Below are 21,964 nucleotides of genomic sequence, written 5' to 3'. Positions count from 1 at the left end.
ACACCGCCTATCCTCAGGGAAGAACGAAATGATCGACATCCTCACGATTTCATCGGATCCCGCGCAAGCCAGCGCGATCGCACGGATCGTCGCGGCGGGAGAGTCCCATCACCGAGTCAGTACATCGACCGCCGGGCTGGCCGATCTGTGCGCGCATCAGCAGGCGCTCGATGGTGTCGATTTACTGGTTATCGATGGCGCGCAGATGACGCAGCAGGATTTCGGCACACTCACAGCGCTCACTGCACAGCGAGCCGGTTTGGCCTGCATGCTGCTGGCACCGTCGCCGTCCGCCGATCTGCTGATTCGTGCGATGCGTGCCGGCGTGCGCGATGTGCAGCCGTGGCCGGCTGATCCAAAAGACCTGCAGCATGCCATTGAAGGCATCGCTCAAAAAGTTACCGGCACGCGGTGTGAGGGTCGGGTGATCTCTTTCGTGTCCTGCAAAGGTGGAAGCGGCACTTCGTTCCTGGCCGCTAATCTAGGGTTCGCCGCGTCGGCGGTCGGCAAGCGTACGCTGCTGATCGATCTGAATCAGCAATTCGGTGAGGCGGCCTTTCTGGTATCGGAAGTCACGCCGCCCGCCACGCTGGCCGATGTGAGCATCCAGATCGACCGGCTCGACCCCGCATTTCTCGACGCGTGCCTGACTCACGTCAGCGATCGTTTCGATGTGTTGGCCGGCACACCTGATCCGGCCAAGGCAAAGGAAATCAAACCGGAACATTTGCAGCGGATTCTGCATCTGGTGCGAAGTCAATACGACCTGATCATTTTCGATATCGGCCAGAGCATCAGCAACATATCGATTGCGGCACTCGACCAGAGCGAGTGCATCTTTCCGGTGCTGCAGCTGAGTTTGCCGTATCTGCGTGGTGGCCGCCGGCTGCTCGATATTTTCCGCTCGCTCGGCTACCGGGGTGACAAGGTGCGCGTGCTGGTGAATCGCTATCAGAAGAAGGGGCCGGTTGGGTTGCCCGAACTGGAGAAGGCACTGGGCCTGAGGGTGGCCAGTGTAATTCCGGAAGACGGTGCTTCGGTGTCGGCGTCAATCAATCAGGGTGTACCGATTCTGCGGCTCGCCAAATCGAGTGGCGTGGCAAAGAGCCTGAGCGAACTGGTGCGAAGCCTGTCGCCGCCGCCGGCAAACGATCGTCGCGGCATTCTGCAGAAATTTTTCGGTAAGCCGGTGTTAAGCAGGGCTTGAGAGAGGAGAGGAAAAATGGAAAACATCTTGACGCTGCGCGAGCAATTTTGTGAACAAGGTGATGCGTCTGCGCACGAGCAAAGCCTTAGCCGGAACAAAATGGCCAGGAGAGCGTACCAGCAACTCAAGAAAAACGTGCACGAGGCCATTATTGAGCGCGTCGAGCTGGAAAAACTCCAGCGCCTGTCGAACGAACAGATTCAGCATGAATTGGCGCAGCTGGTCGAGCGCATCATCGAAGAAGACAACATTCCGATCAACGAGGTCGAGCGGCGCCACCTGGTGCGCGACGTGCGTGACGAGATGCTTGGCTTTGGACCACTCGAGCCGCTGCTGGCGGATCCGACGATCTCCGACATTCTGGTCAACACGTGCAAGCATGTCTATATCGAGCGGCGCGGCAAACTGGAGCTGACCGATGTCACGTTCTACGACGACGCGCATTTGATGAAAGTCATCGAAAAGATTGTGTCGCGCGTCGGCCGCCGCATCGACGAATCGAACCCGATGGTGGACGCACGTCTGCCGGATGGCTCACGCATGAACGCGATCATTCCGCCGTCGGCGATCGATGGCCCGCTGCTGTCGATTCGCCGTTTTGCCGTCAATCCGCTGACGGTGAAGGACCTGGTCGACTATCAGAGCCTCACGCCACCGATGGTTCAGATGCTCGAAGCGCTTTCCGCCGCCAAGATCAATACGTTGATTTCGGGCGGCACGGGCAGCGGCAAGACGACATTGCTCAACGTTCTGTCGGGGTTCATTCCGTCCGACGAACGTATCGTGACGATCGAGGACGCTGCCGAACTTCAGTTGCGCCAGATACACGTGCTGCGGCTTGAAACGCGTCCGCCCAACATCGAAGGCAAGGGGGAAATCACGCAGCGCTCGCTGGTGCGCAACGCGCTGCGGATGCGGCCCGACCGGATCATTCTGGGCGAAGTGCGCGGCCCCGAGGCGCTGGACATGCTGCAGGCGATGAACACAGGGCATGAGGGCTCGCTCGCGACGGTGCATGCCAATACCCCGCGAGACGCGCTGACACGGCTCGAGAACATGATCGGCATGGCAGGATTGAGTCTGCCGCAGAAGGCCGCGCGTCACCAGATCAGCTCTGCGATCAGCGTCATCATTCAGGTGGCGCGTCTTACCGACGGGCGCAGAAAGATCGTCAGCATTCAGGAAATCACCGGCATGGAAGGCGAGGTTATCAATTTGCAGGAAATCTTCACGTTCAAGCGTAGCGGCGTGGATAAGGACGGGAAGGTGTGCGGGCACTTTTGCGCGACGGGCGTGCGGCCGAAATTTTCCGAGCGGCTGCAAGCGTTTGGCGTGGCGGTGCCGGATACGTTGTATGACCCGACACATCACTATCCGGTCTAACGGACGGCTGACAAAGACGACTGGCAGGACGGAGGCGGCGGTGGGAATGCTGCCGCCGCAATAAAATGGGACATCGCCATGAACTATCTTTACTACGGCTTCATCATCCTGGTGTTCTTTGCGATCATTTTGTTGATCGAGGCCGGCAACATCTGGTGGCAGAGCCAGCACAGCAGCGCTGCCAAACGCCTCGAAAGCCGCATCCGCATGATGTCCGCAGGGGGGCATGCCAATGACAAGGCGGTGTCGATTCTCAAGCAGCGCGAATTGAGCAATTCACCGCTGATGACCCGGCTGCTGCTGCAGGTACCGCGCATTCATGTGCTGGATCGCTGGTTGGTTCAGTCGGGGCTGAGATGGTCGGTGGAGAAGTTTCTTTCTTACACCGTGTTTCCGCCGCTCGTGGTGTGGGCGGTCGGCAGCATGACCTACGTTTCGCCGCTGGCGCTATTGGCAGTGATGCTGATCGCGGGCGTCTTTGCGCCACTCAAAGTCAGCCGGGCCAAGGCCAAGCGGCTGAGACTGATCGAGGAGCAATTGCCCGAGGCCGCAGATATGATCAGCCGCTCGTTGCGAGCCGGTCATTCATTCGCCACGGCTCTCGGCATCGTGGGCGACGAAATGCCCGAGCCGATCGGTGCCGAGTTTCGCACGGCGTTCGACGAAATCAATTTTGGCGTGCCGCTCAACGACGCGTTGGGGGGGCTGGCCAACCGCGTGCCGATCAGCGATCTGCGCTACTTCGTGATCGCGGTGCTGATTCAGCGCGAGAGTGGCGGCAACCTGGCCGAAATTCTCGCCAATATCGGCCAGCTCATCCGCAGCCGGCTCACGCTGCTTGCCAAGGTCCGGGTGTTGTCGGCAGAAGGCCGGCTGTCGGCCTGGGTCCTTGGGGTTCTGCCGTTCGTGATGGCCTTTCTGATTTCAATAGTGAATCCGCGTTTCCTTCGCGTTTTGTGGACCGATCCGGCCGGCTTAAAACTGATCGGCGTGGCGCTGGTCATGATGATGATCGGCGTGGTCTGGATGAGAAAAGTCATTCGCATCCATGTTTGATCGAGACACGTCACCTTCATTCTTTGGAGATGGGTCGATCCCATGCCTGCCATGAAAAATGAACAAGTCATACTGCTGGCGATCGTTTTTGTGATTGTCGCCCTTGTCGCATTCGGGGTGATGGCGCTGCTCATGCCGAACTCGATCCATCGCCGCCTTGGTCAGCTCACGAGTTCCGGTCAGCCGTCGTCGGAACAGGGCGATGGCGAAGTCGCGCAATGGGTCAGGAAGATTGTGCAGGCGTCGCAGCCGATCGCCAAACTCTCGATTCCCAAAGAAGGTTGGGAACATTCGGTGCTGCGCACGAAATTCATGCACGCCGGATGGCGCAGTCCGTCTGCCCCCGGAGTTTTTTTTGCCGCCAAGACGGTTCTGGTCATTGGGCTGCCTCTCGTCTGCCTGATGGCGGTTGGCCCTTACCTGTCGAACAATAACGGCCGTCTGCTTATAGTCCTGCTGCTGGTGCTGGCGGGTATCGGCTATTACCTCCCCAATGTCGCCCTGGCTCGCCGCATACGCCTGCGCCAACTGACTATTTTCGAGGATTTTCCGGACGCGCTGGATCTCCTCACCGTGTGCGTGGAGGCGGGTCTCGGACTGGACGCGGCGCTGATGAAGGTGGCCGATGAAATGCACCTCAAAAGCCGGACGTTGAGCGAAGAATTGCAACTGCTGCTGCTCGAGTTGAGAGCGGGGTTAAGCAAGGAAACCGCGCTCAAGAACCTGGCACTTCGCACGGGCGTGGAAGACCTGGACGTGCTGGTCGCCATGCTGATTCAGGCGGAGCGCTTCGGCACCAGCATGGGCGATTCGCTGCGCGTGCATTCGGAAAATCTGCGGCTCAAGCGACGGCTTCGCGCCGAGGAGGCAGCCGGGAAAATCGCCGTCAAATTATTGTTTCCGCTCATGTTCTGCATATTTCCGACGCTGATGCTGGTGTTGCTCGGCCCGGCGGTCATTCAGGTTATACGCGTACTGTTGCCGACGCTGTCCGGTGAGGCAGGTGCGGCCTTATCACAGTTTTGATGACTGGAGTGCAAACATGACTCATGCCGCCGACGAACGCGTGGAGGTCGTCAAGCTCCGGTTCATGCTGGGTGTCAAGCTCGCGGCCTTCAACCAATTTGTTGCGGGGCAACTGAGACTGAACGTCACCGACCTGAAATGCCTGGAAGTCGCCTATTACGATGAGGTGCAGCCGGTCACGCCTGGCCGGCTGTCGAAACTGACGGGACTATCGCCTGGCACGATCACGACTTCCCTGAAAAACCTTGAAAAAGCCGAGCTGATAAAACGCGAATCCGATCCGACCGACGGTCGGCGCATCCTGTTGCGCTTTATTCCGGGCCGGCGGGCACTGATCGATGCTTACTTTGAACCGGTCAACCGTGATCTGGCCGATTTCGATCGCACGCTCGACAGCGGAGAACTGGAAAGCGTCAAAAAGTATCTGTGCGGATTGATGAGGATTCTTGACGAATATATGTCGGCACCCAGCCCGATGATACGGGCCCACTCGATGCTGCGCCCCAGTAAGAACAGTCGGAGAAGGACATGAGCACGATCACTACCGAAACGGCGGCACTTGTAATACCTCTAGCCGGGAGCGTCGCGTACATGATGCACAAGGCGATACCGCGCTTGGGCGATGCGTTGCTCGAAGTATTGGCACGGGTCGGCTCGGCTTCGCTGTTGGGCCTGTTCGCATACTTCGCGATCCAGCATTGGCTTGCCGATCCCGGACGCATCACGCTGTTGCTGCTGGTGATCGCCGAGTGCTTCACCGTGGGTCTGTCGCTTTTCACAAGGATTCCGGTCAAGCGTGACTGGACGCCGTTCGCGTTCGTGTGCTCGATGGGTGCCACGTACTACTTTCTTGCCATTCAGCTTGGACCTGGTGCACGACTCGTACCGGAATCGATCGGGGCTGCGCTTCAGGTTTCCGGTATCTGCTGGCAGCTCGTTGCAAAGGCCTCGCTGCGGCGCTCGTTCGGCATTCTGCCGGCCAACCGCGGTGTCGTGTCCTGTGGCGCCTACCGGTTCGTACGGCATCCAATGTATCTCGGCTACCTCGTTGCGGATATTGGTTTTCTGCTGACGAACTTCGATTTGCAGAACGTTCTCGTGTACGGCTTTCAGTTTGCCTTGCAGGGTGGGCGCATCCTGCGTGAGGAGCGGATCCTGTCGTCCGACGAGAACTATCGTCGCTACAAAGGAAATGTGCGCTATCGGGTGATTCCTGGGGTGTTCTGATCCTGTGAATCGTTCGGCATCGGCAGCGGCCACTAAGCCACTCGATCGGTCGCAGCTTGAAGAGGATGCGCCCGACGAAGGGCTGCCCGTGGTCTGGTGCGGAGCGATTTCCAAGTGTTGGGGATAGAACAAAACAAAGCATGGAAGCGGACCGGGGACTCAAGTGAAGAATACGTTCATTATCGAAAAGCGAACGACTTACGATTCATGGGGCAGAGTAACCGTCCCGATCGTTGTCGCGTTAATCGGCTATGGCATCGTCCTGTTCGCGCGGCAGTTTCTGAATGATGGCGATACCTACTGGCACATCGCAGCGGGCAACTGGATGCTTCAGAACGGCTCGGTCCCGCACGCCGACCCGTTTTCGTATACGGCCGCCGGAGCGCCGTGGGTAGCGCATGAGTGGCTATCTGAGGTTCTTATGGCGCTCGCCTACAAGGCTGGCGCATGGAACGGCATCGTCATGCTCTATGGCGCCACAACCGCGTTGGCATTTGGACTGTTGGCGCATTTCCTTCGACGCTGGTTAAATCAACCGGCTGCGCTGGTCGTCTTTGTGCTCGCAGCCGCATGTGTCAGCCCGAGCCTGCTTGCGCGTCCGCACATTCTCGTGTTGCCGATCGTGGTGCTTTGGTCCGCCGGTTTATTTTTGGCGAAGGACAGGGGCGCGGCGCCATCGCTGCTTCTGCTTCCACTTATGCTGATCTGGGCAAATTTGCATAGCAGCTTCGTTTTCGGCCTTGCGCTTACCTTGCCGATCGCACTCGAAGCACTGGTTGCGACGAAGGTGGACCGAGCCCGGATCGCACGCAGTTGGGGCGTGTTCTGCGCAGCGGCAACTGGGGTATCGCTTTTGACGCCGAATGGCTGGCATGGACTGCTGTTCCCGTTTCAGGTCTCACGCATGCCGCATCTCTCGCTCATCGGCGAGTGGAGTTCAACGAACTTTCAGACGCTTGGGCCGCTGGAGCTAGCGCTAATAGCGGCGCTCTGCATCGCGTTTTCGCGGGGGATCCGGTTGCCGATTCCCCGGCTGCTCACGCTTATCGTGTTGCTGCATCTTGCGCTTCAGCACAGTCGGCATCAGATGCTCGCCGGTGTCGTGGGCGCGTTACTGCTGGCGAGGCCCCTTGGCGAGGCTTTCGGCGGAAACGAGCAAGGCAACGCGAGCCGCCTCGCCTCGTTACGCTGGGCCGTCGTTGGGTTGGCTTGCGTGGTGCTATTGACGGCACTTCGTCTGGCACAACCTCTCGTGCGTACCGACGATCGCGTGTCGCCGATCGCGGCGCTAAATCATGTACCGGCAGAGATTTTGCGGGAGCCTGTCTTCAACAGCTATGACTTCGGCGGCTATTTGATATTCAAGAATATCAAACCATTCATCGATGGCCGCATCGACATGTACGGGGATGATTTCTTTGCAGATTACATCGTCGCCTTGACGCCGAACCGCGTTGCCTTTGAGCGGTTAGTAGAGAAGTACGGAATTCGATGGGCGATCCTGAGCGCGAACAGTACCACGCTGGATATGGTCGATTCGCTTCCGCAATGGCGGCGTCTGTATGCGGACGGTGTTGCCGTGGTGTACGTGCGCGATGCGCCGCGATCATAGCTCGTCGCGCATCGCTCTCGTTACCGTCGAAGCTTTCGACTGCAGAACGTTGAGTCCGCCGCGAGCCTATGGCCGGATTACACAAGAAAGAGAAACGTCCGAGATGAGCGTACGTGATATGCAAGCCACATTCGCCCGCGTTCATCCGGCATAGCGTGTCAAATCAGAATAACGGGGAGGTAGCGATGCCTGAACAACACAAGGGCCCACTGATTTCACTGGTGGTGCCGTTCTACAACGAATGCGACGCCGTAGGCCACTTCTTCAGCGAGATCGTCCCGGTTCTCGAAGGGATTGCATTGACGCGTTTCGAAATCGTCTGCGTCAACGACGGCAGCACCGATGGAACCCTTGACAAGCTGATCGCTGCCAGCGTGCGGGACGCGCGCATACGCGTAATCGACCTGACGCGAAACTTCGGCAAGGAGGCGGCGCTGACCGCTGGTATCGATGAAGCGTGCGGCGACGCGGTGATCCCGATTGACGCGGACCTTCAGGATCCGCCGAGCCTGATTCCGGTGATGGTCGAACACTGGCGGCAAGGAGCGGAAGTGGTTGCCGCCAAACGGACCAACCGCGCGTGCGACACCTTCGCGAAACGCACCGCCGCCGCGATCTACTATCGCGTTCACAATGCGCTGTCCGAAGTGAAGCTTCCGGAAAACGTCGGCGACTTTCGTCTGATGGACCGCCAGGTCGTCAATGCACTGCGAAACTTGCCTGAGCGGCGGCGATTCATGAAAGGGCTGTTTGCGTGGGTTGGCTATCGGACTGTCATTGTCGAGTATCAGCGCGAGCCGCGTAGCGCCGGCCATTCGAAATTCTCCGGATGGCGGTTGTGGAATTTTGCGCTCGAAGGCATCACGAGCTTTAGCACCGTGCCGCTGCGTAGCTGGACCTATATTGGCCTTGCGATCGCCACCGTGGCTTTTCTCTATGGCGGTTTCATCATTGGCCGCACGTTGTGGTTCGGCAACCCCGTCCCCGGTTATGCGTCGCTGCTTTCCCTGATGCTGTTCATGGGCGGTATCGAACTGATCGGCATCGGCGTGGTTGGCGAATATATCGGGCGCATCTACTACGAGACAAAGGGCAGGCCAGTCTACCTCGTGCGCCGACGCTATCAGGCAAAGAGCAAGGTCAGCACGCTGCCCATCAAACGCGACGGTTCGCGCACGTCGAACACACTGCGGCTCGAAGACTCACGCAAGCGTAATGGCCAGCGTGTGCGGTTTGCTGCCCGCTGAATCGTGGAGGCATAAATCATGTCCCCGGATGCTTATCTGCAGATGGCCGAAACCGAGGCCGAACATTGGTGGTTTCGCGGCCGGCGCGATGTGTTGCGTTCGATACTGCGCCGCCTCGCGTTGCCGTCCCGAGCGCGCGTGCTCGAAGTGGGCTCGGGCACAGGCGGCAACCTGGAGATGCTGGCCGAATTTGGCAGTGTGAGTGGAATTGAAATGGACGAAACGGCACGGAGGCTGACCGCAAAAAGCACCGGTGAGCGCTTCGACATCCGCGCGGGGCGTTGTCCGGATGATCTGCCGTTCTACTGCGAACGCTTTGACCTGATCTGTTTTTTTGATTGCCTTGAGCACATCGCCGACGACGTGGGCTCGCTGGTGCGCATGCGGGAGGTGCTGGCCTCCGGCGGAAAAGTTGTCGTGACGGTACCGGCCTATCAATGGCTATGGAGCGCGCATGACGTGTTTCTTCAGCACCACAGACGCTACAGTCGAGCGACGCTGACGGCGTGTGCGGACGAAGCTGGATACCGCATCGAACGCATCACGTACTTCAACACGCCGCTGCTTCCGCTCGCGATTGCCGTGCGTTTAATCGATCGCCTGCTCAAGCGCGACAGATCGAGCGGCGATGCCACGCCGGCCGGCGTGCTGAATACGCTGCTATACCGGATCTTCAGCGCGGAGCGCCACTGGCTTTCACATGGCGCGTTGCCGTGCGGAGTTTCGCTACTCGCTGTGCTGACGGCGAAGTGACTCGGCTATGACAGCCCACCCCGAGTTGATAAGACTGGTCCGCTTCGGTGTCTGCGGACTGCTGGCGACAGCGTTGCATATCATCGTGGCCGTCGTGCTGATATCGCACGCCGGCGCCTCGCCGACGCTGGCGAACACGGTGGCGTTCGCCAGCGCGACGTGCTGGTCATATCTGGTGAACACGCTTTGGAGCTTTTCGTCTTCGCTTCGTCTCAGGAATGTCTGGCGATTCATCGTTGTTTCGCTTGGCGGTATGGCTTTGGCCGGACTGGTGTCGTACCTCATGCAGGTTGCCGGAGCGGGTCCGTGGATAGGGATTGCAATCGTCGTCTGCGCGGTGACTCCGCTCACTTTTGTCACACACCGTCGCTGGACATATCGATAGGGTGTGGATATCTGTGAGTCGTCGCATCCTCTATCGAGAACGTTCTAACAGCATAACTGACGACCGAGCAAGAAGCCGGCCTTATATCTATGGAGGAAATCCATGCTTGCGTCCAATCCGCTTCCTGCGCTGTGGCACTTCGCATGCGAATGGTGGTTCCGCTATGAGATCGTGTTGTCGCTGTTCATCGTAGGCGCGTTGATCGAGGCGCGCCGGCCGGTACAGCATCTGCAGTCCAGGGCGGTCATCCGTTTGAACCTCGCATACTCAGCTATCTCTACGGCCTTGGGTCAGGCCGCGCGGCCGTTGACCGCGGCCGCTTCGGTCTGGATCGTCAACCTGCTGGGAGGCGGCCTGATCGTGTTGCCCGCCCACGGCTGGGGCGTGTTCGTATCGGTTCTTGCGCTCGTGCTCACGATCGACCTGCTCGAATATCTGTTTCATCGCCTGCAACATGCGTGGCCGCTGCTGTGGCGCATGCATTCGTTGCATCACAGCGCGGAATCGTTCAACGTCACTCTGACCACGCGCCACTACTGGTTTGAAGCGCTACTCAAGGGCTTCCTGATGTTTCCGTTGGTCGGCGTGCTGTTCAGGGTCGATCCGTCGATCGCAGGCATCGCCACCCTGGTGTTTTTGCCAGTCAACTTTTTTGCGCATATGAACCTGCGCATCAACCTCGGTCGCTTCGTTACGTGGGTCAACAACCCGCAATATCACCGGCTGCATCACTCTCGCCGCGCCGAACATTTCGATAAGAACTTCACGCAAATGTTTCCGTTGTGGGATCGCCTGTTCGGCACGATGTGGACACCGGCGCCGCACGAGTGGCCGCCAACCGGGCTTGACGACGCCGCCGAGCCCGCGTCAGTGCTGGCCGCGCTGTACTGGCCGCTGCGCAGGCGCACCGGCGGCGACCCCGCCGCCGCGGTGGCGCGCGTGGCCGAGTGACGGTCGGCGATAGCGCGCCACGGTGCCTTCATCGGGTGCACGGTGCCTTCATGGGGTGTTTACACATGACCCAAAAGCCCCGACTTCCTTGGCAGTCAATTGCGCCCTGAGCACCCACTGGTCCAGCTTTTCCAACCTGCCAGGTTAGGTGAAACCTGTAGACCGGTGCCCGCGACACCCCCGCGTCCTTATGCATGAACATCAGCGTCACTACGGGAAATAGCGGGCTGGCGTACTGATGCATCGCGCAAACTATTGCTGTCGTGGTCCCGTCACAAAATTGGGCAGTCGAGGATGCCGGACAGGATAGGTAGTGGAAGATGCTCGTCGCCGCCACGTTGCCAGCGGGATGTACACTTTCCAGTAGGGGGCAGTTTCAGGACGGGCTGAATCAGGCAGGCAAGGTCGGCAATGAAAAGAATTTACGGATACAAAGGCTTTGAAGTCGCCGTGGAGCTCGAGCCAGTGTGGAAGACTGCAGGCGGCGTTACGCTATTGGCCCCGCAGGGATTCGTCGCCGTTGTGCAAATCAGAATGGCGGGCGCTACTCACCCGCTGGTTGCGCCGATACGCCTCTCGTCGACCACCCAGCAACCATTCGCGACACAAGCCGAGGCGCTCATGGCGGGATATAGCGCCGGGCAGCGGGTAGTGGACGACACGCTCGCGGGCTGACAACAGTTCGCTACGGGATACCAGCACCACGAATCCGAACCGCGCATCGCGGGACATTCGTATTGCCACGGGCGTATAGATAACGTCGAGTTTCGCGCCCGGGCCGGCCTCGCGCTGATTCCTGCCCCCGATCTTGTTGCAGGCCGGGTCCTCCTCGCGCATGCCGCTCGTCGAGCACGAAACCCGCCGTACTTCGCGGCGGCAACCAATACTCCCATCTTTCTGAGCATTTCGACATTGCCGCCGATACTGTATGAATGTACAGTATCGTGCGTAGCCGGACAGCAAGCGCAAGCGCATTCCGGTCGGGGGCGTCATGCAATGATTCTGTGGCGAGTGTTCGGCCGTGGGGCGATCGATGGCCTACAAATCAAATATCGGCTGGCCGGCTGGCGCGGCGAAGGCGCACCGTGAATCCGGCCGCCGCCGATTAATTTTTCTTGGCGCGCGGGCAAGCGCGCACGTTTGAACGGAGATTCAACTCATGCCGGCTTCACCCACTCAGGCGCGCCATGCCTGAACAGCTTTGGTTGCCCGGGCTCGAGGCGCCGCCAATCCCGACAGACGGCCTGTTCTTCGCCGTCGTTCCAGACACGAATACGGCGGCCAGCATCTCGAAGCTGGCGCAACAGCTCTGCGGCGAGACGCGCTCAAAGAGCAAGCCGCTCGCGGCCAACCGTTTGCACGTCACGTTGCTTCACCTCGGAAACTTCGCGGGAGGTTTGCCGCCCGCGCGTGTAGAGGCGGCGATGAACGCAGCGGCGTCGATCAGGATGGCGCCTTTTAGCGTCGAGTTCGACCGTGCGGTCAGTTTTGCGTTGAAACCGCGGCCGGGGCCATTGGTGTTGGCCGGAGGTGAGGGCGTCGCGGGACTGCAAGCACTTCACGACGCGCTTGAACTGGCATTGGACAACGTGGGCTTCGGGGATCGCACAGCCTCGCCAAATGCGCCGTACACGCCGCACGTGACGCTGGCTTACGGCATGCCGTGGGTGGCGACCCGTGCGGTCGAAGCGGTCAGTTGGAACGTGCGTGAGCTTGTTCTGGTCCACAGCTTGCTCGGGCGCACCCGGCATGTCGCTCTGGCGCGCTGGCGGTTGGCAGCCGAGTGAGAGGCGCGCGCGCCGGGCGCCCCTCAAATACCTAAAATCTGAAAACCAGGGGGTTTCGTCGGTGGGACTGCCGGAACGGGCATGCGCGCCCTGATAGAATGCTTGGGCCGCAACGTAGTGGACTGCAGATGAAATTGCTTGATGCGTTAGTCGAACAGCGTATTGCCGCCGCAGCCGCGCGCGGTGAGCTCGACGATTTACCGGGCGCCGGCGCGCCGCTGCCCCAGGACGACGATGCACTGGTCCCGGAAGAAGTGCGCGTCGCCAACCGGATTTTGAAGAATGCGGGCTTCGTGCCGCCCGCCGTCGAGCAGTTGCGCGCTTTGCGCGACTTGCAGGCGGAGCTGAACGCGGTCAGCGACCAGGTTGCCCGTTGCCGTCTGCAGGCTCGCATGCTGGCGCTCGACATGGCGCTCGAATCGCTGCGCGGCGGCCCGCTGGTCCTGCCGCGCGAATACTGCCGGCGGATCGCCGCGCGGCTGACGGAGCGCGTCGGCACCCTCAATACGGCCGAAGCGGGATCGCAGTGAGCGACCCGCTTATCCGCTCCGCCACGCCTCGTGCGGACTCTATCAAACCGGGTGAAGCCGCAGCGTCGCCGGCGTGTCAAGCCGAAATCGTTGGCGCCAGTTCCGTCGAACCGGCGCCCTATGCGCCATATGACCCACCAGTCGGCGCATCGACTCATGCCTCACTGCCGGACGAACCGCCTGCAGCACTGATTTCCGAGCGCGATCGCCGCTTCATGGCGCTCGCCCAGGCCGCAGCAGAAGAAGCACGTGCGGCGGGCGAAGTGCCGGTCGGCGCGGTGCTCGTACGTGGCGACGAAGTCATTGCCAAAGGGTTCAACCATCCGATCGGTGCGCACGACCCATCGGCGCATGCGGAAATGGTCGCGATACGCGCAGCCGCGCAAGCCGTCGAGAACTACCGGCTGCCCGGCTGCGAGCTGTATGTGACGCTCGAACCCTGTCTGATGTGCGCCGGCGCGATCATGCATGCGCGTATTGCTCGCGTCGTCTTCGGTGCGCGCGACCCGAAAACGGGCGCGTGCGGCAGCGTCGTCGATGCATTCGCAAATGCCCAGTTGAATCATCACACCACGGTGACGGGCGGCGTGCTCGAAAGCGAATGCGGCGCCGCGCTCAAAGCATTCTTTGCCGAGCGGCGGCGCGCAAGCCGCGAAGCACGCGAGGCGGCGCGCACCGAACCAGGACCGGCTGAGCCGCTCTAGAAACTACAACGTTCAACAGGTCTTGCCCATGACCGTTCATCGCACTTTCGAACTGATCGCGCCGTCCGGCTATCCGCATGACACGGAGGTGCTGCATCGCGCATTGCACCGCTTGCATGCGCAGGGGCATCGCGTGAACGGCGTGGAGGCAGCGATGCGCCGCTACCAGCGTTTCGCCGGTACCGACGGCGAGCGCGCGGCCGAGTTGAACCGGCTGGCCGATCCTTCGCGGGCACTGCCCGACATCGTGCTGACGGTCCGCGGCGGTTACGGCGCGATACGCATTCTGCACGGACTCGACTATGCAGGACTCCAGCGGCGGCTGACCGATCAGCCGGTCGCGTTGGTGGGGCACAGCGATTTCACCGCAATCCAGCTCGCGTTGCTCGCGCGCGCCGGGGTAAAGACTTTCGGCGGTCCCATGCTGATGAGCGATTTCGGCGCGGAAAATGTGAGCGAATTCACCATGCGGCACTTCTGGTCGGCGCTGACGAAGCCGACCATGACGGTGACAAGCGATGTGCCGCAAGCACAATCTGCCGATGTCTCCGGCATGTTGTGGGGCGGCAATCTGGCGGTGCTGGCATCGTTGATAGGCACGCCGTACATGCCGCCGGTGCAGGGCGGCATCCTGTTCCTCGAGGACACCAATGAGCAGCCGTACCGGCTCGAGCGGATGCTTTACCAGTTGCATCTTTCCGGCATCCTCGCGCAGCAGCAGGCGCTCGTGCTTGGCGATTTCTCCGGCGGTAGTTCATACGACTACGACAACGGGTATGACCTGCAGGCGATGATCGAGCAGGTGCGCTCGGTGATCGGGATTCCGGTCGTCACCGGTCTGCAGTTCGGGCATACGCCGGACATGCTGACGCTGCCGGTCGGCGCCGACGCGCACCTTGTAGCCGGCGCACACGGATTCAAGCTGACGTTATCGGGCTATCCCTGCCTGGTTTGAAGCGGCAAAGAAAGCGGGCGGTTGTCCGCTTTCTTTGGGGCTGTAGATGCAACTAACGGTCAGCTATTCGATGTCACCACTGACAGAGCAGACAGTGAAGGCCCATCCATTTTGTTGACAAAAACCGCCATCAATAGACAGCCCACGCTCACCTTAATTAAACTGATATTGAAGCGAGACCGGACTTCAGTCCCGTACCAGATAGGCTGAAGCCCAACACCGTCATGATGATTGTCGAAAATAAAGATAAAAATTGTTGACAATCTTTATGTCCATCCTAAGATGACCGACATAGCGAGACGAACATCATGTCCGACACCGATTCCGCCAGCGCGAATAGTTCGAAACCCGAGGCGATCGCCGAGCGCATCCGCGCCGCGATCCTCGAACATCGGCTCGCTCCTGGCGCCAAGCTGACAGAAGCCCAGTTATGCGAAGTATTTGGCGTGAAGCGCGGTCCGATCCGCCAGGCGCTTGCGCAACTGGCCACCGATCACCTCGTCGACCTCGAGCCGAACCGTGGTGCATTTGTCGCGAGTCCGTCGCTGCAAGAGGTGCACGAGGTGTTCGAGATGCGCCGGATCATCGAACTGGCGGTGGTGGAGCGGCTTTGCAGCGGGCACGGCATGCGGCGTTTGAAGAGTATCGGCAGCATGATCGGCCGCGAACGCAAAGCGTTCGAAACCCGTGATTTTCCGGCATGGATTCGTCTGTCGGGGGAGTTCCACACCGAGTTGGCCGCGCTGACCGGCAACACCGTGCTGTGCGACTGTCTGAACGGCCTGGTGGCGCGGTCCACGCTGATTTCCGCACTGTACGAGTCGCTCGGACGCAGCCCGTGCTCGTTCGAGGACCACGAAGCCATTCTCGCCGCGCTCGACGCCGGCGATGCGAAAGAGGCGGCGGCCTTGATGTCGCGCCATCTGCAAAGCGTCGAGTTGAAGATGCTGGACCGCCCGGCACGCGGCGCGGCCGATCTGCATGAAGTGTTCGGTGCACGTAACGATGCACACAAAGGCAAGTCCGCGCCAGGCTGAGGCAAGCGGCCGGTGTGCGCCCGTTGCTGGTGCGCGCCGCACTGAACTGAACTGAACTGAACTGAATCAAGCGTTGCAAGGCGGCTCGGCGCGAGCGCTGCCGGCTTGCGTGCGCGTGGCCGTCGCCGGGCGGTGGCCTGGGAGTAGTCACACATCGTCAGGGGGCCGCGGCTGCTGGCGGTGCGATAAGCACAAGTACTTCAGTACGGAGACATCCGCGGCGCGGCCATTCAGGCGACTGAAATTCCGTTCGGTTCAACCCGGATGGGAGGGTGCGCCTGGCATAGCCGATGCAACGTCCTTCGATTCGCTATCGATGGTCCCTATCCCAAAGGAGGAATCATGGCTCAGTTCAGTGCAGCGCCCGGCAGTCCCGCAATTTCCACTTATGAAGACGACAGCGCGACCGGCGACCCATCGTTGCCGTTGGGTTACAGCGAGAGGCTCTACAACGAAGACCTGGCGCCGCTGCGCCATCAAACCTGGGGCGCCTACAACATCTTCGCGTTCTGGATGTCGGACGTGCACAGCGTCGGCGGCTATGTGTTCGCGGGCAGTCTGTTCGCGCTCGGGTTGACGAGCTGGCAGGTGCTGATCGCATTGCTGGTCGGCATTACGATCGTCAACGTGCTGTGCAATCTGATTGCCCGGCCGAGTCAGCAGAACGGCGTGCCTTATCCGGTTGCCTGCCGCGCGACCTTCGGCGTGCTCGGCGCGAATATTCCCGCAGTGATTCGCGGCTTGATCGCGGTGGCGTGGTACGGGATTCAGACCTATCTGGCTTCGAGCGCGCTGGTTATCGTGGTGCTGAAGTTCGTCCCGCAACTGTTGCCGTATGCGGACGTTCATCACCACGGCTTCATGGGTCTATCGACACTCGGCTGGGCCGGTTTCATGCTGTTGTGGGTGTTGCAGGCGCTGGTGTTCTGGCACGGCATGGAGACCATCAAGAAGTTCATCGACTTCGCCGGTCCGGCGGTCTACGTGGTGATGTTCATTCTCGCGGGCTATATGGTGTATCGCGCAGGATGGCGGAACATCGGCATCAACCTGGGCGGCGTCAAATATCACGGCATGGAAGTGGTGCCGGTGATGATCACGGCAACCTCGCTGGTGGTGTCGTACTTCTCCGGACCGATGCTGAATTTCGGCGACTTTTCGCGCTACGGCAAGAGCTTTCGCAGCGTTCAGCGCGGCAACTTCTGGGGCCTGCCGGTCAACTTCCTGGCCTTCTCGCTGGTGACGGTGGTCACGACCGCGGCCACGCTGCCGGTGTTCGGCCAGCTGATCACGGATCCGGTCGAAACGGTGGGCCGTATCGATTACCCGACCGCGGTGATTCTCGGCGCACTGACCTTCACGATCGCGACCATCGGTATCAACATTGTCGCCAATTTCGTGTCGCCGGCCTTCGATTTCTCGAATGTCGCGCCGCGCCTGATCAGCTGGCGCGCGGGCGGCATGCTCGCCGCGGTGGCGTCGATTTTCATCACGCCCTGGAATCTGTTCAACAATCCGGCGGTGATTCACTACACGCTCGATGTGCTCGGCAGCTTCATCGGACCTTTGTATGGCGTCCTGATCGTCGATTACTACCTGGTGAAACGCCAGAAGATCGTGCTCGACGACCTCTATACGGTGTCCCGAACCGGCTCGTACTGGTACCGCAACGGCGTCAACTACCGGGCTGTGGCTGCGTTGCTGCCGGCCGCGCTCATCGCCGTGGTCTGCGTGATGGTGCCGACGCTCGATGGGCTGGCAAATTTCTCGTGGTTCATCGGCGCCGCGTTGGGCGCGCTGTTCTACCGCGTACTCGCTCGCTGAGCCGGCGTCGCAACAGGAGTCGATATGCGCATCAAACTGATCAACCCGAATACGACGCAACGTATGACCGAGGCAATGGGCCGTTGCGCTCGCGAAGTTGCCTCGCCAGGCACCGAAGTGATCGCGGTGAATCCGACGATGGGACCGCCGTCGATCGAAGGCTACTACGACGAGGCTCTCGCGACGCCTGGCTTGCTGGCCGAGATCAGCGCCGGCGAGCGCGACGGTTGTGACGGCTACGTGATCGCCTGCTTCGGCGATCCCGGACTGTACGCCGCGCGCGAACTGGCGCGCGGGCCGGTCATCGGCATCGCCGAAGCGGCGATGCACGCGGCAAGCGTGCTGGCGCCGGGCTTTTCAGTGGTCACGACGCTGGCGCGCACCTGCGGCATGGCATGGCATCTCGCCGAGCGCTACGGCATGAAGCGCTTTTGCCGCAATGTGCGCGCCACCGACGTCGCCGTGCTCGATCTCGACAAACCCGGCTCGGCGGCACGCCGCATCATCCTCGACGAATGCCGCCGCGCGCTGGACGAAGACGGTTCGGACGCGATCGTGCTCGGTTGCGCCGGCATGGCGGAGTTGTGCGCGGAGATCGAAGATGCATTGGGCGCACCGGTCATCGAGGGCGTGACGGCGGCTGTCAAATGGACCGAGGCGCTGGTTGCGCTGCGTCTGTCGACCGCCAAGCGCGGCGACTATGCGCGGCCGCTGGCGAAGCGCTACGACGGCGCGTTGGCAGCTTTCAGTCCGACCGATGCCGCTCCGAATCCGCTGCCCCAGCGCGGTTTCGCGGTCGATGCGCAAGAAGCAGCGACCAACGCCGATTCGCTGCGGGTAAACACTACAGACGCGGCGCCGCACATACATTCCGTCTGACACGCACTATCTGCCCGGGTGTATGGGCGCACCCGGGCGTTTTCGCTAAACTGATCCCACTCGGCGCTGGTGCCCGAAGCGCTTATTGCTGCTGCTTTTCCGGCGCTTTCTGGTGCTGTTCCGGGGGCTATTGCCGCCCGCGCCGGCTCGGATCACAAGCCGATGCCGAGCAAACCCCGAGCGAACTTCATATGCATGTCATGTGAATTCCACGCGAATTTTTCGTACCGTCACCACGCATCTCGTCAAATCATGCCACTCGACTCGAACTATCCACGCGATCTGATCGGCTACGGCCGCTACCCGGTGCAGGCGAACTGGCCCGGGCGAGCGCGCGTGGCGGTGCAATTCGTCCTGAACTACGAAGAGGGCGGTGAAAACTGCGTGCTGCACGGCGATCCGGGTTCGGAGCAGTTCCTGTCGGAGATCGTCGGCGCGGCGGCCTATCCGGCCCGCCATATGAGCATGGAGTCGATCTACGAATACGGCTCGCGCGCGGGCGTGTGGCGCATTCTGCGCGAATTCGAAAAGCGCGGTTTGCCGCTCACCGTGTTCGGTGTCGGCATGGCGATCGAACGGCATCCGGAACTCGCGCGCGCTTTCGTCGAACTCGGTCATGAGATCGCCTGCCACGGCTATCGCTGGATTCACTATCAGGACGTGCCGCCGGAGAAAGAAGCGGAGCACATGCGCCTCGGCATGGAAGCGATCGAGCGTGTCGCGGGCGAGCGGCCGCTCGGCTGGTACACCGGCCGCGATAGTCCCAACACCCATCGGCTGGTCGCCGAATACGGCGGTTTCCTTTACGACTCGGATTACTACGGCGACGACCTGCCGTTCTGGATGGACGTCGAAGTGACAGGCGGTGCAAAAGTGCCGCAACTGATCGTGCCGTACACGCTCGACACCAACGATATGCGCTTTGCGAGTCCGCAAGGCTTCAATACGGCGGATCACTTCTTCACCTATTTGCGCGACGCATTCGACGTGCTCTACCAGGAAGGCGACGAAGCGCCCAAGATGCTGTCGATCGGCATGCACTGCCGCTTGCTCGGCCGCCCAGGGCGTTTGCGCGCGCTGCAACGTTTCCTCGACCATATCGAACAGCACGATCGCGTGTGGGTGACGCGGCGCGTCGATATCGCGCGGCACTGGCGCGAACATCATCCTTACCAGCAGAACAACCGCGAGGCAGCGGCATGAAGGCGATGCAATACACTCTTGATCAACTCAACAGCACCTCGACCGACGCGTTTGTCGCGGCGCTGTCGGGCATTTTCGAGCACTCGCCGTGGGTCGCGGAAATCGCGGCGAGTCAAAGGCCCTTTGCGAGCATCGACGAGTTGCATCGCAAGATGTCGAACATCGTCGAAACGGCGGGCGAAGAGAAGCAGCTCGCCTTGATCAACGCCCACCCGGAGCTCGCGGGCAAAGCTGCGGTGCGCGGCGAGCTGACGGCCGAGTCGACCCGTGAGCAGAGCGGCGCGGGCCTCTCCCAATGCACGCAGGAAGAATTCGACAAGCTGGTCGCGCTGAACAGCGCCTATCGCGGAAAGTTCGGTTTCCCGTTCATCCTCGCGGTGCGCGGCTTCGACCGCCACGGCATCATCGCGAACTTCGAGGCGCGTGTGAACAACAGCCGCGCTGACGAATTGCGCGCCAGCCTCGACCAGATCTACCGCATCGCACGTTTCCGGCTCGACGACCTGATCGACGCGTAAGGTTTTCAGCGCGCGTTTCTAGTGTGCATTTCTAGCGTGCCGCGGACCTCGAACCGAAACGTTTTTTCAGCACTGACCACATCAAGGAAGACAAAGATGGCACTCCCGATTCTCGATCCCAACGCACCGGACTTCACGCGCCGCTATGTGAACCTCGCGGACCCGCGTCTGGGCGCACAGGCGCTCGAGGCCAGCGACGATTTCTTCGCGCCGAAGGAGCGCATGCTGAATCCGGAGCCGGCGGTCTTCATTCCCGGCAAGTACGACGACAACGGCAAATGGATGGACGGCTGGGAAACGCGCCGCAAGCGCGCCACCGGCTACGACTGGTGCGTCGTCAAGCTCGCGCGTGCGGGCGTGATCAAGGGGCTTGATCTCGACACCAGCCACTTCACGGGTAACTTCCCGCCGGCGGCTTCGGTGGAGGCCGCACGCGTGGCGGACGGCGTGCCGAACCCGTCGACGCAATGGACCGAGATCGTGCCGTCGACCACGCTGCAAGGCAACAGCCACCACTATCACGAAGTCAGCGACGCGAACGCGTATACGCACCTGCGCGTGAACATCTACCCGGACGGCGGCATCGCGCGCCTGCGGGTGTATGGTCAGCCGCAAGTGGACTGGGCGGGCGCGAGCCGCACCGAGCAGTTCGATCTGGCGGCAATGGAGAACGGCGCGTATCTGGTCGCCGCGAACAACCAGCACTTCGGCGCTGCGTCGACGCTCCTGATGCCGGGCCGGGGCGTGAACATGGGCGACGGCTGGGAAACGCGCCGCCGCCGCGAGCCGGGCAACGACTGGGCGATCGTCGCGCTGGCGCAGCCGGGCGTGATCAGGAAGATCGAAGTGGATACGGCTCACTTCAAGGGCAACTATCCGGACCGCTGCTCGATCCAGGCCGCGTATGTGACGGGCGGCACGGATAGCTCGCTGATCACGCAGGCGATGTTCTGGCCGGTGCTGCTCGGCGAACAGAAGCTGCAAATGGACAAGCAGCATTACTTCGAGAGCGAAATCGCCGCACTGGGTCCGGTGACGCATGTGCGCTTCAACATCATTCCGGACGGCGGCGTGTCGCGTCTGCGTCTGTGGGGCACGCTCGAATCATGAAAACGCTGGCGATCGAACCGTTGACGAAGGAAGCGTTCGCCGCGTTCGGCGACGTGATCGAACTCGAAGGCGCGAAGCAGATTCCGATCAACCTCGGCACCACGATCCGTTATCACGACCTCGCGAAGGTGGACGTGAGCGACGAGAGCGGCCGCACGCTCGTGAATCTGTTTCGTGGGCAGCCGCGCACGCTGCCGTTCGAAGTGAAGATGCTCGAGCGTCATCCGCTCGGCAGCCAGGCGTTCGTGCCGTTGAACGACAAGCCGTATCTGGTGGTCGTGGCGCCGGCGGGCGAACTGGATCCGAAGCGGATTCGCGCGTTCGTGACGAGCGGCTGGCAGGGCGTCAACTATGCGAAGGGCGTTTGGCACCATCCGCTGATCGCGTTAGGTAACGTGAGCGACTTCATCGTCGTCGATCGTGGCGGGGACGGGCTTAACCTCAATGAGCAGGATCTGACCGAGTCGCTCTGGCTCACCGAAGATACGTTGAGCGCCGTGACGGTTTGAGGTTTGTTGCGTCAGCGCATTGAAGAGTCTGGTTGTAAAGAAGCCCACAGTGCATGCTGTG

General features: G+C 61.0%; 23 protein-coding genes. All 23 read left to right on the top strand.

Annotated features, from left to right (window positions below; translation table 11 throughout):
- The first annotated feature begins 28 nt into the window (after positions 1-28).
- The 23 genes from DLM46_RS12375 to DLM46_RS12265 all read left to right on the top strand — a co-directional run bounded on the left by DLM46_RS12375 (position 29) and on the right by DLM46_RS12265 (position 21,903).
- Entirely contained in the window at positions 29-1,207 is a 1,179-nt protein-coding gene (locus DLM46_RS12375; protein WP_115101061.1) for a CpaE/TadZ family protein, read from the top strand.
- A 27-nt stretch (positions 1,208-1,234) separates the two neighbouring features.
- Positions 1,235-2,590: a TadA family conjugal transfer-associated ATPase gene (locus DLM46_RS12370; RefSeq protein WP_425273986.1), complete on the top strand. Its 1,356-nt coding sequence runs from the start codon at positions 1,235-1,237 to the stop codon at positions 2,588-2,590.
- Between the two features lie 78 nt (positions 2,591-2,668).
- A complete protein-coding gene (locus DLM46_RS12365) occupies positions 2,669-3,646 on the top strand; it encodes a type II secretion system F family protein (RefSeq protein ID WP_115101059.1) in 978 nt (325 codons plus the stop codon).
- A gap of 42 nt (positions 3,647-3,688) precedes the next feature.
- Entirely contained in the window at positions 3,689-4,672 is a 984-nt protein-coding gene (locus tag DLM46_RS12360) for a type II secretion system F family protein (protein WP_115101058.1), read from the top strand.
- A gap of 16 nt (positions 4,673-4,688) precedes the next feature.
- Positions 4,689-5,204, top strand: a complete 516-nt coding sequence (locus tag DLM46_RS12355; RefSeq protein ID WP_115101057.1) for a MarR family winged helix-turn-helix transcriptional regulator — start codon at positions 4,689-4,691, stop codon at positions 5,202-5,204.
- 59 nt (positions 5,205-5,263) lie between these two features.
- On the top strand, positions 5,264-5,899 hold the full coding sequence (locus DLM46_RS12350) for a methyltransferase family protein (RefSeq protein ID WP_425273985.1): 636 nt from the start codon (positions 5,264-5,266) through the stop codon (positions 5,897-5,899).
- A 163-nt stretch (positions 5,900-6,062) separates the two neighbouring features.
- Positions 6,063-7,511 carry a hypothetical protein gene (locus tag DLM46_RS12345; RefSeq protein ID WP_115101055.1) on the top strand — a complete coding sequence of 483 codons (1,449 nt, stop codon included), beginning with the start codon at positions 6,063-6,065 and terminating at the stop codon, positions 7,509-7,511.
- A gap of 185 nt (positions 7,512-7,696) precedes the next feature.
- On the top strand, positions 7,697-8,758 hold the full coding sequence (locus DLM46_RS12340) for a glycosyltransferase (protein WP_115101054.1): 1,062 nt from the start codon (positions 7,697-7,699) through the stop codon (positions 8,756-8,758).
- A gap of 18 nt (positions 8,759-8,776) precedes the next feature.
- Positions 8,777-9,511 carry a class I SAM-dependent methyltransferase gene (locus DLM46_RS12335; protein WP_115101053.1) on the top strand — a complete coding sequence of 245 codons (735 nt, stop codon included), beginning with the start codon at positions 8,777-8,779 and terminating at the stop codon, positions 9,509-9,511.
- A gap of 7 nt (positions 9,512-9,518) precedes the next feature.
- A complete protein-coding gene (locus DLM46_RS12330; RefSeq protein ID WP_115101052.1) occupies positions 9,519-9,896 on the top strand; it encodes a GtrA family protein in 378 nt (125 codons plus the stop codon).
- A gap of 102 nt (positions 9,897-9,998) precedes the next feature.
- Positions 9,999-10,847 carry a sterol desaturase family protein gene (locus DLM46_RS12325; protein WP_115101051.1) on the top strand — a complete coding sequence of 283 codons (849 nt, stop codon included), beginning with the start codon at positions 9,999-10,001 and terminating at the stop codon, positions 10,845-10,847.
- A 411-nt stretch (positions 10,848-11,258) separates the two neighbouring features.
- Complete coding sequence (locus tag DLM46_RS12320) at positions 11,259-11,522, top strand: hypothetical protein (RefSeq protein ID WP_115101050.1); 264 nt, start codon at positions 11,259-11,261, stop codon at positions 11,520-11,522.
- 512 nt (positions 11,523-12,034) lie between these two features.
- The gene (locus DLM46_RS12315) at positions 12,035-12,634 is read left to right on the top strand and encodes a 2'-5' RNA ligase family protein (protein WP_115101049.1); all 600 of its coding nucleotides are present in this window, start codon (positions 12,035-12,037) and stop codon (positions 12,632-12,634) included.
- Positions 12,635-12,762: 128 nt separating this feature from the next.
- Entirely contained in the window at positions 12,763-13,164 is a 402-nt protein-coding gene (locus DLM46_RS12310) for a DnaJ family domain-containing protein (protein ID WP_115101048.1), read from the top strand.
- 164 nt (positions 13,165-13,328) lie between these two features.
- Positions 13,329-13,868: a tRNA adenosine(34) deaminase TadA gene (gene tadA, locus DLM46_RS12305; RefSeq protein ID WP_244306164.1), complete on the top strand. Its 540-nt coding sequence runs from the start codon at positions 13,329-13,331 to the stop codon at positions 13,866-13,868.
- Between the two features lie 28 nt (positions 13,869-13,896).
- On the top strand, positions 13,897-14,823 hold the full coding sequence (ldcA, locus tag DLM46_RS12300; protein ID WP_115101046.1) for a muramoyltetrapeptide carboxypeptidase: 927 nt from the start codon (positions 13,897-13,899) through the stop codon (positions 14,821-14,823).
- Between the two features lie 308 nt (positions 14,824-15,131).
- A complete protein-coding gene (locus DLM46_RS12295) occupies positions 15,132-15,860 on the top strand; it encodes a GntR family transcriptional regulator (RefSeq protein ID WP_115101045.1) in 729 nt (242 codons plus the stop codon).
- 342 nt (positions 15,861-16,202) lie between these two features.
- Positions 16,203-17,684, top strand: coding sequence for an NCS1 family nucleobase:cation symporter-1 (locus DLM46_RS12290; protein ID WP_115101044.1), 1,482 nt, complete (start codon positions 16,203-16,205; stop codon positions 17,682-17,684).
- Positions 17,685-17,708: 24 nt separating this feature from the next.
- Complete coding sequence (locus DLM46_RS12285) at positions 17,709-18,563, top strand: aspartate/glutamate racemase family protein (RefSeq protein ID WP_115101043.1); 855 nt, start codon at positions 17,709-17,711, stop codon at positions 18,561-18,563.
- 252 nt (positions 18,564-18,815) lie between these two features.
- A complete protein-coding gene (gene puuE, locus DLM46_RS12280; protein WP_115101042.1) occupies positions 18,816-19,766 on the top strand; it encodes an allantoinase PuuE in 951 nt (316 codons plus the stop codon).
- On the top strand, positions 19,763-20,284 hold the full coding sequence (uraD, locus tag DLM46_RS12275; protein WP_115101041.1) for a 2-oxo-4-hydroxy-4-carboxy-5-ureidoimidazoline decarboxylase: 522 nt from the start codon (positions 19,763-19,765) through the stop codon (positions 20,282-20,284). Before puuE ends, uraD begins: the two co-directional genes overlap by 4 nt.
- A gap of 96 nt (positions 20,285-20,380) precedes the next feature.
- A complete protein-coding gene (gene alc / locus DLM46_RS12270; protein ID WP_115101040.1) occupies positions 20,381-21,394 on the top strand; it encodes an allantoicase in 1,014 nt (337 codons plus the stop codon).
- Positions 21,391-21,903, top strand: coding sequence for an ureidoglycolate lyase (locus DLM46_RS12265; RefSeq protein WP_115101039.1), 513 nt, complete (start codon positions 21,391-21,393; stop codon positions 21,901-21,903). The genes alc and DLM46_RS12265 overlap by 4 nt, the downstream gene beginning before the upstream one ends.
- Positions 21,904-21,964 lie beyond the last annotated feature (61 nt).

The sequence above is a fragment of the Paraburkholderia lacunae genome (genome assembly GCF_003353175.1).
GTDB lineage: Bacteria > Pseudomonadota > Gammaproteobacteria > Burkholderiales > Burkholderiaceae > Paraburkholderia > Paraburkholderia lacunae.
Note: the sequence above shows the minus strand (reverse complement) of the source record. Positions and strands in the feature narration are given on the sequence as shown.

Coding starts and splice junctions, on each gene's coding strand:
- DLM46_RS12285 (WP_115101043.1), top strand. CDS start 17,709: ATGCGCATCAAACTGATCAACCCGAATACGACGCAACGTATGACCGAG.
- DLM46_RS12295 (WP_115101045.1), top strand. CDS start 15,132: ATGTCCGACACCGATTCCGCCAGCGCGAATAGTTCGAAACCCGAGGCG.
- DLM46_RS12340 (WP_115101054.1), top strand. CDS start 7,697: ATGCCTGAACAACACAAGGGCCCACTGATTTCACTGGTGGTGCCGTTC.
- DLM46_RS12355 (WP_115101057.1), top strand. CDS start 4,689: ATGACTCATGCCGCCGACGAACGCGTGGAGGTCGTCAAGCTCCGGTTC.
- DLM46_RS12290 (WP_115101044.1), top strand. CDS start 16,203: ATGGCTCAGTTCAGTGCAGCGCCCGGCAGTCCCGCAATTTCCACTTAT.
- DLM46_RS12315 (WP_115101049.1), top strand. CDS start 12,035: ATGCCTGAACAGCTTTGGTTGCCCGGGCTCGAGGCGCCGCCAATCCCG.
- DLM46_RS12335 (WP_115101053.1), top strand. CDS start 8,777: ATGTCCCCGGATGCTTATCTGCAGATGGCCGAAACCGAGGCCGAACAT.
- DLM46_RS12350 (WP_425273985.1), top strand. CDS start 5,264: ATGATGCACAAGGCGATACCGCGCTTGGGCGATGCGTTGCTCGAAGTA.
- DLM46_RS12265 (WP_115101039.1), top strand. CDS start 21,391: ATGAAAACGCTGGCGATCGAACCGTTGACGAAGGAAGCGTTCGCCGCG.
- DLM46_RS12325 (WP_115101051.1), top strand. CDS start 9,999: ATGCTTGCGTCCAATCCGCTTCCTGCGCTGTGGCACTTCGCATGCGAA.
- DLM46_RS12320 (WP_115101050.1), top strand. CDS start 11,259: ATGAAAAGAATTTACGGATACAAAGGCTTTGAAGTCGCCGTGGAGCTC.
- uraD (WP_115101041.1), top strand. CDS start 19,763: ATGAAGGCGATGCAATACACTCTTGATCAACTCAACAGCACCTCGACC.
- DLM46_RS12310 (WP_115101048.1), top strand. CDS start 12,763: ATGAAATTGCTTGATGCGTTAGTCGAACAGCGTATTGCCGCCGCAGCC.
- DLM46_RS12360 (WP_115101058.1), top strand. CDS start 3,689: ATGCCTGCCATGAAAAATGAACAAGTCATACTGCTGGCGATCGTTTTT.
- DLM46_RS12365 (WP_115101059.1), top strand. CDS start 2,669: ATGAACTATCTTTACTACGGCTTCATCATCCTGGTGTTCTTTGCGATC.
- DLM46_RS12375 (WP_115101061.1), top strand. CDS start 29: ATGATCGACATCCTCACGATTTCATCGGATCCCGCGCAAGCCAGCGCG.
- alc (WP_115101040.1), top strand. CDS start 20,381: ATGGCACTCCCGATTCTCGATCCCAACGCACCGGACTTCACGCGCCGC.
- DLM46_RS12330 (WP_115101052.1), top strand. CDS start 9,519: ATGACAGCCCACCCCGAGTTGATAAGACTGGTCCGCTTCGGTGTCTGC.
- ldcA (WP_115101046.1), top strand. CDS start 13,897: ATGACCGTTCATCGCACTTTCGAACTGATCGCGCCGTCCGGCTATCCG.
- puuE (WP_115101042.1), top strand. CDS start 18,816: ATGCCACTCGACTCGAACTATCCACGCGATCTGATCGGCTACGGCCGC.